Source organism: Pseudooctadecabacter jejudonensis, from assembly GCF_900172275.1.
GTDB lineage: Bacteria > Pseudomonadota > Alphaproteobacteria > Rhodobacterales > Rhodobacteraceae > Octadecabacter > Octadecabacter jejudonensis.
In genome coordinates, this window is the sequence record NZ_FWFT01000006.1 from 1 (window position 1) to 12,287 (window position 12,287).

At 57.1% G+C, this 12,287-nt stretch carries 18 protein-coding genes; 8 read left to right on the forward strand and 10 right to left on the reverse strand.

From position 1 onward, the window contains the following. The 6 genes from PSJ8397_RS14830 to PSJ8397_RS14855 form a co-directional block, all read left to right on the forward strand. On the forward strand, positions 1 to 200 hold a 200-nt coding region (locus PSJ8397_RS14830; RefSeq protein ID WP_200811328.1), incomplete at its 5' end, for a histidinol dehydrogenase. An 8-nt stretch (positions 201 to 208) separates the two neighbouring features. Then, positions 209 to 970: an SDR family NAD(P)-dependent oxidoreductase gene (locus PSJ8397_RS14835; protein ID WP_085865421.1), complete on the forward strand. Its 762-nt coding sequence runs from the start codon at positions 209 to 211 to the stop codon at positions 968 to 970. Beyond that, the gene (locus PSJ8397_RS14840; protein WP_085865422.1) at positions 967 to 1,947 is read left to right on the forward strand and encodes an alcohol dehydrogenase catalytic domain-containing protein; all 981 of its coding nucleotides are present in this window, start codon (positions 967 to 969) and stop codon (positions 1,945 to 1,947) included. Before PSJ8397_RS14835 ends, PSJ8397_RS14840 begins: the two co-directional genes overlap by 4 nt. A gap of 57 nt (positions 1,948 to 2,004) precedes the next feature. Further along, the gene (locus tag PSJ8397_RS14845) at positions 2,005 to 2,511 is read left to right on the forward strand and encodes a decarboxylase (RefSeq protein WP_085865423.1); all 507 of its coding nucleotides are present in this window, start codon (positions 2,005 to 2,007) and stop codon (positions 2,509 to 2,511) included. Further along, positions 2,508 to 3,062 carry a sulfopyruvate decarboxylase subunit beta gene (gene comE, locus PSJ8397_RS14850; RefSeq protein ID WP_085865424.1) on the forward strand — a complete coding sequence of 185 codons (555 nt, stop codon included), beginning with the start codon at positions 2,508 to 2,510 and terminating at the stop codon, positions 3,060 to 3,062. Before PSJ8397_RS14845 ends, comE begins: the two co-directional genes overlap by 4 nt. Then, a complete protein-coding gene (locus PSJ8397_RS14855; RefSeq protein ID WP_085865425.1) occupies positions 3,063 to 4,160 on the forward strand; it encodes an alpha-hydroxy acid oxidase in 1,098 nt (365 codons plus the stop codon). It abuts the gene before it with no gap. Positions 4,161 to 4,459: 299 nt separating this feature from the next. Here the strand turns inward: PSJ8397_RS14855 and PSJ8397_RS14860 are convergent, their stop codons facing one another. The 6 genes from PSJ8397_RS14860 to PSJ8397_RS17065 all read right to left on the reverse strand — a co-directional run bounded on the left by PSJ8397_RS14860 (position 4,460) and on the right by PSJ8397_RS17065 (position 8,298). Then, positions 4,460 to 4,798 (reverse strand): phage holin family protein, encoded by a 339-nt coding sequence (locus PSJ8397_RS14860; protein ID WP_085865426.1) that lies wholly within the window; start codon positions 4,796 to 4,798, stop codon positions 4,460 to 4,462. Next, positions 4,798 to 5,130 (reverse strand): DUF883 family protein, encoded by a 333-nt coding sequence (locus PSJ8397_RS14865; RefSeq protein ID WP_159453157.1) that lies wholly within the window; start codon positions 5,128 to 5,130, stop codon positions 4,798 to 4,800. The genes PSJ8397_RS14860 and PSJ8397_RS14865 overlap by 1 nt, the downstream gene beginning before the upstream one ends. A gap of 95 nt (positions 5,131 to 5,225) precedes the next feature. Further along, complete coding sequence (locus PSJ8397_RS14870) at positions 5,226 to 5,852, reverse strand: exopolysaccharide biosynthesis protein (protein ID WP_085865428.1); 627 nt, start codon at positions 5,850 to 5,852, stop codon at positions 5,226 to 5,228. A 3-nt stretch (positions 5,853 to 5,855) separates the two neighbouring features. Further along, on the reverse strand, positions 5,856 to 7,571 hold the full coding sequence (locus tag PSJ8397_RS14875; protein WP_085865429.1) for a sensor histidine kinase: 1,716 nt from the start codon (positions 7,569 to 7,571) through the stop codon (positions 5,856 to 5,858). Further along, entirely contained in the window at positions 7,568 to 8,128 is a 561-nt protein-coding gene (locus tag PSJ8397_RS14880) for an RNA polymerase sigma factor (protein ID WP_085865430.1), read from the reverse strand. Before PSJ8397_RS14880 ends, PSJ8397_RS14875 begins: the two co-directional genes overlap by 4 nt. After that, positions 8,125 to 8,298 carry a NepR family anti-sigma factor gene (locus PSJ8397_RS17065; RefSeq protein WP_159453158.1) on the reverse strand — a complete coding sequence of 58 codons (174 nt, stop codon included), beginning with the start codon at positions 8,296 to 8,298 and terminating at the stop codon, positions 8,125 to 8,127. Before PSJ8397_RS17065 ends, PSJ8397_RS14880 begins: the two co-directional genes overlap by 4 nt. A 105-nt stretch (positions 8,299 to 8,403) precedes the next feature. On the opposite strand from PSJ8397_RS17065, the gene PSJ8397_RS14885 reads away from it, so the two are divergent. Next, on the forward strand, positions 8,404 to 9,207 hold the full coding sequence (locus PSJ8397_RS14885; protein ID WP_085865431.1) for a response regulator: 804 nt from the start codon (positions 8,404 to 8,406) through the stop codon (positions 9,205 to 9,207). A 77-nt stretch (positions 9,208 to 9,284) separates the two neighbouring features. Here the strand turns inward: PSJ8397_RS14885 and PSJ8397_RS14890 are convergent, their stop codons facing one another. Together PSJ8397_RS14890 and PSJ8397_RS14895 are read right to left on the reverse strand one after the other, a co-directional pair. Continuing rightward, the gene (locus PSJ8397_RS14890; protein ID WP_085865432.1) at positions 9,285 to 9,782 is read right to left on the reverse strand and encodes a Dps family protein; all 498 of its coding nucleotides are present in this window, start codon (positions 9,780 to 9,782) and stop codon (positions 9,285 to 9,287) included. A 56-nt stretch (positions 9,783 to 9,838) separates the two neighbouring features. Continuing rightward, positions 9,839 to 10,174 (reverse strand): DNA-binding transcriptional response regulator, encoded by a 336-nt coding sequence (locus PSJ8397_RS14895; protein WP_085865433.1) that lies wholly within the window; start codon positions 10,172 to 10,174, stop codon positions 9,839 to 9,841. Between the two features lie 105 nt (positions 10,175 to 10,279). Here PSJ8397_RS14895 and PSJ8397_RS14900 point away from each other — a divergent pair, with 105 nt between their 5' ends. After that, positions 10,280 to 10,999, forward strand: a complete 720-nt coding sequence (locus tag PSJ8397_RS14900; RefSeq protein WP_085865434.1) for a Crp/Fnr family transcriptional regulator — start codon at positions 10,280 to 10,282, stop codon at positions 10,997 to 10,999. A 51-nt stretch (positions 11,000 to 11,050) separates the two neighbouring features. Here the strand turns inward: PSJ8397_RS14900 and PSJ8397_RS14905 are convergent, their stop codons facing one another. Together PSJ8397_RS14905 and PSJ8397_RS14910 are read right to left on the reverse strand one after the other, a co-directional pair. Then, positions 11,051 to 11,266 (reverse strand): hypervirulence associated TUDOR domain-containing protein, encoded by a 216-nt coding sequence (locus PSJ8397_RS14905; protein ID WP_085865627.1) that lies wholly within the window; start codon positions 11,264 to 11,266, stop codon positions 11,051 to 11,053. Between the two features lie 54 nt (positions 11,267 to 11,320). Then, on the reverse strand, positions 11,321 to 12,181 hold the full coding sequence (locus tag PSJ8397_RS14910) for a formate/nitrite transporter family protein (protein ID WP_085865435.1): 861 nt from the start codon (positions 12,179 to 12,181) through the stop codon (positions 11,321 to 11,323). Positions 12,182 to 12,287: the final 106 nt, after the last annotated feature.

Sequence of the window (12,287 nt, forward strand, 5' to 3'; positions counted from 1 at the left end):
GCTACACGGGCGGCTTGTCGGTGCACAAATACATGAAGATCGTCACCTGGCAGCGCACCACGCGCGAGGCGTCCAAAGACGTGGCCATCGCCACAGCCCGCATCTCCCGCCTCGAAGGCATGGAAGGTCACGCCCGCGCCGCCGACGTCCGCCTCGCCAAATACTTCCCAGGCGAAAACTTCGACCTCACCGCGGAATAAAGGGGCGAATGATGAACCCCGACGCCCTTTTCGATCTGTCTGGCAAAGTGGCTTGCATCACCGGTGCAAGCGCGGGCCTTGGGCGGCGTGCGGCGGTGGTGTTGGCTGAAGCCGGGGCCAAGGTTGTCGGGGTGGCGCGCCGTGCGGATGCGATCGAAGGGCTGGTGGATGAATTGGGCAGCGTGGCGTCGGGTGTGGTGGCAGATGTCACCGACCGCGCGGGCTTTGAAAGGATGATCCACGACATCGCCGCCCCCTTTGGCCCGCCGGACATTCTGGTGCAGGCCGCAGGTGTCAACACCAGGCAGGCCGCCGATGACGTCACCCAAGACGGGTGGGACCAGACCTTGGCCCTCAACCTTTCGGCCCCGTTTTATATGGCGCAGGCCATGGTGCCGGCTATGAAGGCCAAAGGCTGGGGCCGGATTGTGAATTTCGCATCGCTTCAATCCACGCGCGCCTTTCCGGGCGGCATTGCATATGGGGCCACCAAAGGCGGGATCACCCAATTGACACGCGCCATGGCCGAAGCATGGTCACCCCACGGCATCACGGCCAACGCCATCGGGCCGGGGTTCTTTCCAACGGAACTGACGGCGGCCGTGTTTGAAGACGAAGACCGCGCGGCCCGCAATGCCGCCGCCACCTGCATGGGCCGCAACGGGCGCCTTGAGGACATCGACGGCCCGGTTCTGTTTCTAAGTTCGGATGCCTCTGCCTATGTGACGGGCCAGGTTCTGATGGTTGACGGGGGGTTCACAGCAAAATGAAGGCGTTGGTGTATGATGGTGTTGAAACGCTCACCGTGCGCGAGGTCGCGGACCCCGCACCCCAGGACGGCGAACACCTGATCAAGGTTGAGGCCGTGGGCATCTGCGGGAGCGATATGCACGCCTATCTGGGCCATGACGCCCGCAGACCGGCGCCGCTGATTTTGGGCCATGAGGCCGCAGGGGTGATCGTGGGCGGTCCCTTTGACGGGTCCCGCGTGACGGTGAATCCGCTTGTGACCTGTGGCACCTGTCCCGCCTGTGATATCGGGCGCGAAAACCTGTGCCCCACACGTCAGATTATCTCAATGCAACCCCGCGAAGGGGCCTTTGCGCAATACATTTCCATGCCGATGCACAACCTTGTTAAAGTGCCCCAAGAGGTGACTTTGACCAAAGCGGCCCTGGCCGAACCCCTTGCCGTCAGTTGGCATGCCGTCCGTCTGGCGCTTGAGGCCCTGCACCCTTCCATGGATCGGACCGCCCTGGTTTTGGGCGGGGGCGCGATCGGGCTGGCTGCCGCACTCGCCCTTACGGCAATGGGTGTTGATGAGGTGACGATTGTCGAACCCAATGAGGCCCGCCGTGCCTTTCTCACCGAGCAATGCGACCAACGCGCGGTTGAGGCGGCGCGGGGCCAGTTTTCTCTCGTGGTGGACGCCGTGGGCTACGCCGCCACCCGTGCTGCGGCCTCGGCCCTTGCTGCGGCAGGTGGCGTGATTGCCCATGTCGGTTTGGGCGAGGATGAGGGCGGCATCGACGTGCGTCGTCTGACCTTGCAAGAGATCACATTCATCGGGACTTACACTTACACCGCCGCCGATTTCCGTGATACGGCACAAGCGATTTTTGATGGTCGTCTTGGCCCTTTGACCTGGACAGAAACACGCGCACTGCAAGACGGCGCGGCTGCGTTTGCAGACATTCGCCGCGGGGCGGTTGCCGCCCCGAAGATTATTCTTAACCCTTGGGCGTAACGCACGCCCATATCCTCAGCGGGCGGCATTTTCGCCCCAACCTCGAAAGGCAAAGCCATGAACCTCGACAAGAAGATCACCGATGATCTTGTCGCCAACGATGTCTCTTTCGTCACCACCGTGCCGTGCAAACAGCTGGCCGGTGTGATCGAAGAAATCGATCAGCGCGAAGAGATTTTCCATATCCCGTCTAACAAGGAAGATGAGGGGATGGGCCTGTGTGCGGGGGCGTTCATGGGCGGAAAACGGTCTGCGATCATCATGCAGAACACGGCCATTGGCGTGACGATCAACACGCTGGCCACGCTCACGCAGTTCTACCGTATGCCGCTTCCGATGATCATCTCCTACCGCGGAGAGCTGCGCGAACCTGTGGCTTGTCAGGTGGAAATGGCCGTGCACACCAAGGCGCTTTTGGCGCAGATGCACATCCCCACCTATCACTTCCACTGGCAAAAGGATGTGGAAGAGTTCGACAACATCCTCAAATACACCTTCATGAGCAACAAACCTGTGGCGATCCTGACCGACGCCAACTTCTGGGGAGGCTACGGCGACCAATGATCCGTTCTGAAATTCTCAAAGACATCGCGCCGATCCTGAAAGACCAACTGATCGTCTGCAACATCGGCATTCCGTCCCAAGAGCTGCACGCGATTATGGACCAGCCCAGCAATTTCTACATGTTGGGGACCATGGGGCTGGCGTCGTCCATTGGTTTGGGCGTGGCGCTGGCGCAGGACAAAACCGTCATTTCCATTGATGGCGACGGGTCTGTGCTGACGAACCTGGGCACGCTGCCAACGATTGGCAACAACTGCCCCGACAACTTCATCCTGATGATCATCGACAACGGATCCTATGGATCCACCGGCGATCAGCCGACCTATACGGGCCGCAAGACCGATCTGGCGGGCATGGCGCGCGCGGCGGGCTGTGACAACGTGGTTGAGGTGCAGGACGTCGACACCGGCAAAGCCCTGCAAGCAGCGATCGACAGCGGCAAAGGCACCGTGATGATCGTCAAATGTGACAGCGGCAACGCCAAGATGCCGGTGATCACCATGGATCCGGTCATCATCAAGGACCGCTTCATGAAAGCGATTGCCAGCTAAATGGCCGGCGCTGCGCATATCCACAGCTCGGACGATGCGCGGCGGCTTGCAAAACGGCGCTTGCCCTGGATGGTGTTTGATTACATCGACGGGGCCGCAGGACGAGAGACAGGGGCCGCACGCAATCGTGCGGCCTTTGACGCGATAACGCTGGACCCCCGCATCCTGCGCGATGTGTCCCAACGCAGCCTTGCCGTCGATCTGTTCGGTGCGACCGCCCAGCGTCCGTTCGGGATCGCGCCCATGGGCATGTGCAACCTCAGCGCGCCGGGGGCCGATCTGATGCTGGCGCGATTGGCCGCCAAATACCAAATCCCCCATGGCGTCAGCACCGTGGCCTCCACCCCGATGGAACAGATTTTGGAGGTGGCGGAGGGCCACGCCTGGTTTCAGCTGTATTTTTCAGGCGACGGGGCAGGGACGTTTAAACTGGCGCAGCGGGCGAAAGACGCAGGATACCAGACCCTTGTTATGACCGTCGACGTGCCCGAGGTCGGACGCCGCCCGCGTGAGTTGCGCCACGGCTTCAAGATGCCCTTCGTCATAGGCCCCCGTCAGTTTGTGGACTTTGCGCTGCATCCGCGCTGGTCGCTGTCGCAATTGGCAGCGGGTAAACCCCAGATGGCCAACTTTGAGATGGACGGCTACGACTTTGACCGCACCGAAAGCCGTGCGCGGGCCGTTTGGGAGACGCTGCGGCGTCTGCGTGATTTGTGGCCCGGTCAACTGGTCGTCAAAGGTGTGCTGAATGTTGACGACGCCGTCGCGTTGCAACAGGCGGGTGTCGACGCGATCCAAGTCAGCAGCCACGGATCGCGCCAATTGGAAAGCGCCCCGGCGCCGATTACAATGCTTCCCAAGATCCGTGCGGCCGTCGGGCCGGATATGCCGCTGTTTTTCGACAGCGGCTTACGGTCGGGGGAGGACGTCCTGAAAGCCTTTGATTGCGGTGCCAATTTCACCTTCTTTGGTCGAACCCTTCAATTTGCAATCGCCGCTGCGGGCGAACAAGGCCTGCATCAGCTGTGGGATGTCATCACGCAAGAGCTGTCGTCAGCCATGGCGCAAACCGGGCGCGCATCTTTGCTCAAAGATTAAGCGTCTTAACCAATTCAACGCATTTTAACGAAAACGTCAGACTGTCTCTGGAACCATTCAATTCAGCTTGGGTTGATTTTGTGAACACTTCAGAAGGAGACTGCGATGACCTCAGACGTCTTCATTGCTGGCTTAGTTGGGCTCTCGCTTATTACCGTTTTAATCGTTTTGGCGACGACGTCTTGGAAAAAGGATGATCAACCAATTCGATCATCAAAGAAAAAGAAGAATCCGCATTAGGTCAGCGTATGACACATCGTACACGCAAAAACGCCCAACGGTTCGTTGGGCGTTTTTTGTTAGCGGCGGTGTGATTTGGCTTGGTGGCCCGCCTTCAGGCCATACAAAAATGCCTCAACCAAAGGGGGGGCGTCTGCTGCGGCTGCGCTGGTTTGAGGTTCATATGGGACATCTTGAGGGTGGCGTGAGGCTGCCGCCGCAAAGCTGATACATCCAAGCCCCAAGTAAAACAGGCCGATGATCGCGCTGGTATAAAGCGGGCTTACGATCACAACGAGGATCATCCACATCGCGGCTGTCAAAAACCCAAGACCAACAAGACCAAAAATCACGCCAGCCGCGCCCCATGCGGCCTTTTGGCCTGCACGCGACGCCGCCTTTTTGATGGGGCGCAACATTAGGTGCGACGTCCCAGAAACCCGATGAGAAAGCCAACCCCAGCAGCGACGCCCAACGCGGTGGCGGGCTGACGGTGGATGAAATCGCGGGCTTCATTGCCCAGACGTTCGGCCTGATCCCGGGCCTTGTCTGCGTGTTCCGCGCCTGCTGCGCGCGCGCTTTCAAAGGTGGCGCTGGCGTGTTCCTGGGCCTGTGCAACTTTGCTCTGGCCCAAACCGGCCAACACTTCGGTCAGGCCCGCAAGATCCGCTTTGATGGCTTCGATTTGTGCCGACAGATCGGCCGCGTCATAGGTCTGTGTTTTACCGTTGGTCGTCCGTGACTGTGCCATGTGTCTCTCCGTTTGTTTAACGTTTGACATCATAACGTCTCTGTCCGGTGCAAAGTTCCGTTGCATTGGACGCTCTTGCTTTGGCTTGGACGGGCTCAGCCCTCTGCGGTCAGATGGGCGATGGCGAAGACAGGGATGGAAAAGATAATCGGCAACATGATCAATCCGATCAGCGACAAAAGACCGTCGCGGGCCAGAAGGCCCGTTGCGATCATGGCGACAGAGGCGCCGATCATGCTTGATGTGAGGGGCACGAGTTCCATCAAAGGCAAAAGAGCCCCGGCTAGCGCGCAAACGGCATAGACGGCGCGCGAAAACGGGGGGCTGACCAACACCGACAGGCGCGTGATCGTGCGATTGTCCAACCACCGTGCAAAACGTCGCATTCGGTGTATGCCTGCCTGAAACCGACCCATTGGTGGATGCGCTGCCATGATCCGACGGGGCATCCAGACATAGGCCCTGCCTGCGGCGGCCTGAGACGCCAACAGGCAAATGATCAAACCGCAAAAAGATGAGAACAAAGGGACCCCACTGAGGGGGGAGACCAACAGCAACGACACGACAAGAATGAGCGTTGAAAAGGACTTCTTCCCGAATTCCGCTGCAAGATCACCAACGGTGACCGGCCCGGATTTGGCCAATTCGTCAAGATTTTCGACGATCGCTTCAACGGGGGCCTTGTGAGTTTGGTCTGGCGGAGAGGCCTTTGGACGTGGCATGGCTCAAAAGTCTTGTTGCGACAGTTTGCTTGTCTCAACCTCAAAGACGACTTCGATCCGATACAGGCCCTCTGGTTCAGTGACCTTCAACGATCCATTCAACTGGGCACAAAAGGCCCGGATCAACTGGCGCCCCAGTCCCGGAATATAGCCCGGTTCATGCTGCGGTTCGACAGTCCCATCGGTCGAATTTTCGACGATCATTTCGACATTTTGCGCTGCCAACTGTCTAAGACCAACCTCGATTGTCGGGTTGGCCCCGCCAACGTATTTGCGCGCATTGCTGACACATTCAGACAAAAGCATCGTGAAGGGCACCGCCTGATCCGGAAGGATCGTTACAGATGTCAAATCCAACCGAATGTCGATACCTGCGGACAGTGCTGACGCAGTCTCCGGCCCTTGCGTTATCAATTCCCGGATAAGGTCAGCGGCATCAAGACGGCTCAAAGACTCCGTTTGATACAAGGTCTGATGCACACTCGACAAACCCAGAATTCTGTCCTGCACCTGCCGCAAGGTTGATCGCGTCTCAGCCTCGTCGGCTTTGCGAATTTGCATGTTCATGATCGAGGAAATGATCTGCAGGTTGTTCTTCACCCTGTGGTGGATTTCCTTGAGAAGGATCGATTTCTCTCGCACCTGGTCTTCGAGCTTGGCTTCATCGCGCAAGATACGACTTGCCATGGTCATGAAGGAGGCATTCAACTCTTCAAGTTCAGACGACACGTTCATTGGTGTGGATTTTGGCAAAGTGCGGTTGTTGGCGAAGCGAACCATGTCGCGGTTCAGGTCGGCGATCCGGTTCACAACAAACCGGTCGATGACAAACCAAGCCACAAACAGGCTGGCCAGCCACATCAAAAACGGCAGCAAAGTGCTGGTCAGCGGGGTGAGGCTTGCATTGCCCGCATCCGCGTCCGGTCCCCACAGTCCCAGGGCATAGGCGACATCGGGAATGATCGGGACGACAGAATAGGACAAATCGCGGCCAGACCGGCTGGTGCCGCTGAACGTGCGCGCATAGCCCCCGGTCAAATCGGCCAAGGCCACATCGTTTGGCAACAATGCCTCAGTCATCTGCAAATCGACGTCAGATGTCATCAATAGGCCATCAGCATTGAACGTTATCAACGTGATGGGTTCAGCTTCTCCCAGGAAATCCGGTTGGGACATGATCGTTTCGATCGGTGTCGACAAAGAAACGAACCCTGCGAACCCTTCGTCATCGAAAAGCGGATGGCTGAAAATCAAAACCGCCTGACCCGAGGCCGCCCCTTGCCGCGCCACGGACAAATAGGGGCGCGGGTTGGCCGCATAGTCCTGAAATTCTTGTGAGTCCGAAAAGTCCAGAACCTGCGGATCGCTGGAACAAACAGACCAGCCTTCGGCGCTGATCAACCCGACGTAGGCAAATTCCGACAGGGGCCCTGTTCGATCCTGCACGAATTGGGGGCAGTTGTCAGTTTGCCCCATGCGCCCATCAAAGTTGGCCGCCAACAATTCGGCGTTGCCAAAAGAACGCTGTATGGCAAGCCGCTCACCCGACGCGGCCTGTTCTGTAAGAGCCTGTAGCGAAAGGGCGGTGCGTCGGTCAATCTCAGCATCCAACCTATGGTTCTGCACGACGCTGATAATGCCCAATGGCACCAAGGCGATCGTCAGAAAGATCAGAACACGTGCGGTCAGGCGCTGATGGAGGCCGACCTTTTGCGTCACCGCATTGCCCCGTTGGCCCGTGCCGCAACAACCGCCAACGTAGCACTGTCGGTCAATTCCATAGCGTCGTCAGAGGAAAGGTGCATCAGTTCAGCCAATTTCGCACGGCCACGGTTCACGCGGCTTTTGATCGTTCCAACAGCCACCTCGCAGGTGGCTGCCGCTTCTTCGTACGAAAAACCAGACGCCCCGACAAGGATCAGCGCCTCGCGTTGTTCATCCGGTAACTTACTGAACGCACGTTGGAAGTCTGCCATTTGTAGCCGGCCATCATGATCAGGCTTCTGCGAGAGGCTCTCCGTAAATACACCGTCAACATCAGCGACCTCCCGTTTGGCTTTGCGCCGGTTTGAATAATATGTGTTGCGCAGGATGGTGAACAGCCAAGCGCGCAGGTTTGTTCCGGGTTGGAACATGTCAATTTTGGTCCAAGCTTTGACGAGGGTGTCTTGCACCATATCGTCTGCGATCGCGGAATTGCGGGTAAGGGACATGGCAAAGGCCCGCATGGCGGGCAGGTGGTCGACCAATTCGTCCCGCGGATCAACGGAACTCATTTGGCCTCCCCCGTGTTGCCGCCGTCAGACGGCTCTTGCTGTTTCAACTGTGCAAGAAGGTCCTTGAAACGATCCGGAATTTCTTGGTTCAAAACGTCATCATAGACGCGTTTCAAATTCGCGTTAATGGCGTCATCTTCGCCATTCGCCGTGTCATCGTTGTGTGCCATATATGCTAGGACCCCTCAATCAGGTCGAAAATAATCGTACGCGTCGGGAACCAAACGTCGCTCTTTGCGTTTGGTTCCATAAAAATATTCAAGGGATGTCAAAAAATGACGAGTTCGGAAGACTTCACAGCAGCGGTCGGAAATGCGTTGCCCTTTCTGCGGCGCTATGGGCGCGCTTTGACGGGTGATCAAACCACAGGCGATACTTACGCTGCCGCAGCACTTGAAGCGCTTTTGACGGACCGGTCGACCGCCACGGGCTCAAGCTCCGTGAAAGTGGGCCTGTTTAAAGTATTCCATACCCTCTGGAAAAGTTCCGGCTCTCCGGTCGATGACGGCGAAAGCGGTCTGCGCGCCACAGCACAGCGCCATCTTTCGCGGCTGACCGAAAACACCCGCGAGGCCCTTTTGTTGTCCACCATCGAAGAGTTCAAGTTGGGCGAAGTGGCCGAGATCATGCAGGTCGAGGTGTCCGAGGCCGAACATCTGGTCAATTTGGCACGGGTTGAGATGGAAGACGCGATTTCGGGCAGCGTCATGATCATCGAAGACGAAGCGATTATCGCCATGGATCTGGAATCCGTCGTGGCAGACATGGGGCACCGCGTGACCGGAATTGCACGCACCCAATCAGAGGCTGTGGCGCTTGCCAATGCAGACCGCCCCGATCTGATCCTCAGTGACATCCAGCTCGCAGACAATTCGTCCGGGATTGATGCAACGAACGACATCCTCTCCGCCCATCCCGGTCTCCCTGTCATCTTTATCACTGCATTCCCGGAACGTTTGCTGACAGGCGAATGCAAAGAGCCCGCCTTCCTGATCTCAAAACCATATACGGAACATCAGGTCCGGTCGGCTGTCAGTCAGGCCATGTTCTTTTCGTCGACCGAAACTCTGTCGAGCTGAGGCGACGAACCGACGCAAACCCTTGATACAAAAGCCCCGCCATTTCGGCGGGACTTTTTCGTCTATTGCGACGCGTTTCAACCTTTGGCAATTGCGCGCAACATCCACGCGGCCTGTTCGTGGAAGGCGGATCGCTCCGTTGCCAGATCTTCGGTCACAGGATCCTTGTGATCACCGGCCAATTCGACCAAGGCGTGCAAACGATGTGCAACGCGTTCATGATCAGAGGCCAATTGTTCGCACATCTCGCCCGCGCTGGGCAGGGTGTCCGCGTCTTCAATAACCGACCGTTTCATGATGTCCGCCATTGCATGGGGCGCAAACTGGCCCAAGGCGCGACTGCGTTCCGCCAATTCGTCGGCGGCTTTGAACATGTCTTCGTACTGGGTCTCGGTCAGGTTGTGGATCGAATAGAAGAGGGGGCCTTCGACGTTCCAATGATATGTATGCGTCTTGAAGAGCAAACGGTACGTGTCGGCCAAAACATCCGCCAAGCCATCAGCGACAGCCTTGACGTCACGCACGCCGGATTTCACGGGTGTTGTTTCGGGCACGACTTTCAATGCGTCTGTCATAGGGAACTCCTTTTTTGTGTTCGCCCCGTCAACGCACATCCGTCTTTTATGTTCCGTCAGCCGCTGCCTTGACGCGCCATTGCGCGGCGCACCGCGTGCAACAACATGTCTTGTGAAAATGGGCGCTGCAGCCGGACGATGCCGTCAAATTCTGCGTCAGCCGTGTCGGTCTTGCCCGGCCCCGTAAAAATAATCGTAGCCCCCTGGGACAGCCACGAAACAAGGGCCTTCTGGTTTAATTCAGCGTCGGCGATCAGGATGTCTGCCGCGACCTTTTGCACCTGATGAAGCGTCGCAACCGAACTGATTTTGCTCTGCGCAAAATTGGCGCGCAGGGTTTCTACTATGTCGATCCGCACAAAGGGATCGTTCTCAACGATTACGATGATCATTTAGCTGCTCAGTTCTGAAATTCCCTCCCCCTTATGGAACTGTCTGGCCTGCCACGCATTAAACTAGGACATAGCAAACAGAGGAAGGAACAAGTTTTGTCGACAATGTGTGAAACATGCCCGCTGCATAAAAGTGAGTTGTTTCAGGATGTTCCAGATGACCAAAGGCAGATCACTCAGCGCTATAAATCTGGGGAATTGCGGGTTGAACCCGGTACACCGCTGATGATGGAGGGATCGAACGCGCCTCAACTTTACACCGCTCTGCGGGGAATGGGCCTGCGTTATACGACACTGCCAAATGGCAATCGTCAGGTGATTAATTTTATTTTTCCAGGCGATTTTATCGGTCTTCAAGCGGGCGTGATGGGTGAAATGCACCATTCGGTCGAAGCGACGACGTCCATGACCCTGTGTGTGTTTGATCGGTCCGAATTTTTCAATTTTTTCAAATCAAACCCATACCGCGGGTACGACATCACGTGGATGGCCGCGACCGAAGAACATTTCTTGGGCGACAGCTTGGCAACGGTTGGTCAACGGTCGGCATATGAAGCTGTGTCATGGGCCCTTTATAAGCTGTTCCAGAAAGGCGACGCTTTGGGGATGGTAAATGCCGCCCAGATGCCATTGCCCTTTCGCCAACAGGATTTGGCCGATGCGCTTGGCCTGTCCCTCGTCCACACCAACAAAACGCTGGCCAAACTGCGGTCCAAACAACTTGCGTCTTGGTCGGATGGCAAATTGCAGGTGAACGATTGTGAGGCTTTGGCCGAGGCCGCCTTGGTTGAGCATGAGCCGCTGAAACCAAGACCCTTTTTGTAACATCGGTGCAAAGGCTGGCAATCGGCCAGCCTCCACCGGTTTACCAAAAATTTAGGCCTTCTCGACCTCTGTCACTGATTTCAAAACCTCTCCGCCATCGTCTTGTTTTATTTTGAACGCAGGTTCGTCATCTGACGCGTTGCGGGTCACCTCCGTTCCCTCAATCTTCAGCGTGATTTTCTGGGTGTAGATCTTTACGATCTCGCCTGATCCGGTGCCATTGCCCCAGTTCCATTCGACTGTGTCGCCCTCGTTGAATTTTGTCATGTCCGTCTCCATCAAGTTACGTGTCCTAACGATGACGGACAGGGGGCAGTTCCGTCATCCGTCCAGATGCGGGGTGCTCTCCATCTCGTCTCTGACTTGCCCGTAGGCCATGATGGAAAAGACCACCGTGCCGCCAACCACATTTCCGAAAAAGACGGGGATGAAAAAGGTCGACACCGCCGGCCATAGGCCAAGCTGGCCTTGGATCATCAGGTAGGCCATCTCGACGGACCCAGCGACAATGTGTGTGAAATCCCCTGCGGCGATCAACCACGTGAACACAATGATGACGAAAAAGCCCACGGCCTCCGCCTGGGGCACCATCCACACGATCGCGGCGATCAGGATGCCTGCGGGGATTGCACGAAAAAACGCTTCAGACGGGGTGAAGCCCATGGCGTGACGGGACAGCTCCATCAGGGCGGGGGTCAGGTCGTCGGGCAGGGCGGGGGTAAACACATAAAGGGCCGCAATTGCAAAGGCCCCGATGATGTTTGCCCCAAGAACCACACCCCAAACCCGCGCAGCACGGGCGACATTTGCCCAACAAAAATCGTGAAGAACCGGTAGAACTGTCGTAATCGTGTTTTCTGTGAACAGCTGCATCCGGCTGAGAATGACAATCAAGAACCCAAGGGAATACCCCAGATTTTCGATCAGATAACGTGAAGGCGTGTCGGGCAGATGTGTTCTGAAGATCGCCTCACCGACCACCGAAAAGCTGATCATCACCCCCGCCGCGATCCCAGACCACATTAAAGACCGCGTTGTGCGGTCCAATTCTTCTTCGCCGTCACGGCGGATCACTTCATAAATCAGCTTAGGCGCAAGTTTGGCCGCATCTTCAACCGACGCCTCCTCAACCTCTTGCTTTATTGGTGTTTTGGACTGAGTGCCGCTGTGGGGACGCGTCATTGGTTTTCCTTACATTTCCGCCCCAACGCCCGCATCCAGCCGATGGTTGCAATTTTTTTCACTTGCGGGGGAACCAAACTGCGGCCCCCTGCGTTCGGCACCGTCA

What these genes read in the sequence shown, in the direction of transcription:
- PSJ8397_RS14835 (WP_085865421.1), top strand. Translation starts at nt 209, where the DNA reads ATGATGAACCCCGACGCCCTTTTCGATCTGTCTGGCAAAGTGGCTTGC.
- PSJ8397_RS14840 (WP_085865422.1), top strand. Translation starts at nt 967, where the DNA reads ATGAAGGCGTTGGTGTATGATGGTGTTGAAACGCTCACCGTGCGCGAG.
- PSJ8397_RS14845 (WP_085865423.1), top strand. Translation starts at nt 2,005, where the DNA reads ATGAACCTCGACAAGAAGATCACCGATGATCTTGTCGCCAACGATGTC.
- comE (WP_085865424.1), top strand. Translation starts at nt 2,508, where the DNA reads ATGATCCGTTCTGAAATTCTCAAAGACATCGCGCCGATCCTGAAAGAC.
- PSJ8397_RS14855 (WP_085865425.1), top strand. Translation starts at nt 3,063, where the DNA reads ATGGCCGGCGCTGCGCATATCCACAGCTCGGACGATGCGCGGCGGCTT.
- PSJ8397_RS14860 (WP_085865426.1), bottom strand. Translation starts at nt 4,798, where the DNA reads ATGTTGCGCCCCATCAAAAAGGCGGCGTCGCGTGCAGGCCAAAAGGCC.
- PSJ8397_RS14865 (WP_159453157.1), bottom strand. Translation starts at nt 5,130, where the DNA reads ATGGCACAGTCACGGACGACCAACGGTAAAACACAGACCTATGACGCG.
- PSJ8397_RS14870 (WP_085865428.1), bottom strand. Translation starts at nt 5,852, where the DNA reads ATGCCACGTCCAAAGGCCTCTCCGCCAGACCAAACTCACAAGGCCCCC.
- PSJ8397_RS14880 (WP_085865430.1), bottom strand. Translation starts at nt 8,128, where the DNA reads ATGAGTTCCGTTGATCCGCGGGACGAATTGGTCGACCACCTGCCCGCC.
- PSJ8397_RS17065 (WP_159453158.1), bottom strand. Translation starts at nt 8,298, where the DNA reads ATGGCACACAACGATGACACGGCGAATGGCGAAGATGACGCCATTAAC.
- PSJ8397_RS14885 (WP_085865431.1), top strand. Translation starts at nt 8,404, where the DNA reads ATGACGAGTTCGGAAGACTTCACAGCAGCGGTCGGAAATGCGTTGCCC.
- PSJ8397_RS14890 (WP_085865432.1), bottom strand. Translation starts at nt 9,782, where the DNA reads ATGACAGACGCATTGAAAGTCGTGCCCGAAACAACACCCGTGAAATCC.
- PSJ8397_RS14895 (WP_085865433.1), bottom strand. Translation starts at nt 10,174, where the DNA reads ATGATCATCGTAATCGTTGAGAACGATCCCTTTGTGCGGATCGACATA.
- PSJ8397_RS14900 (WP_085865434.1), top strand. Translation starts at nt 10,280, where the DNA reads ATGTGTGAAACATGCCCGCTGCATAAAAGTGAGTTGTTTCAGGATGTT.
- PSJ8397_RS14905 (WP_085865627.1), bottom strand. Translation starts at nt 11,266, where the DNA reads ATGACAAAATTCAACGAGGGCGACACAGTCGAATGGAACTGGGGCAAT.
- PSJ8397_RS14910 (WP_085865435.1), bottom strand. Translation starts at nt 12,181, where the DNA reads ATGACGCGTCCCCACAGCGGCACTCAGTCCAAAACACCAATAAAGCAA.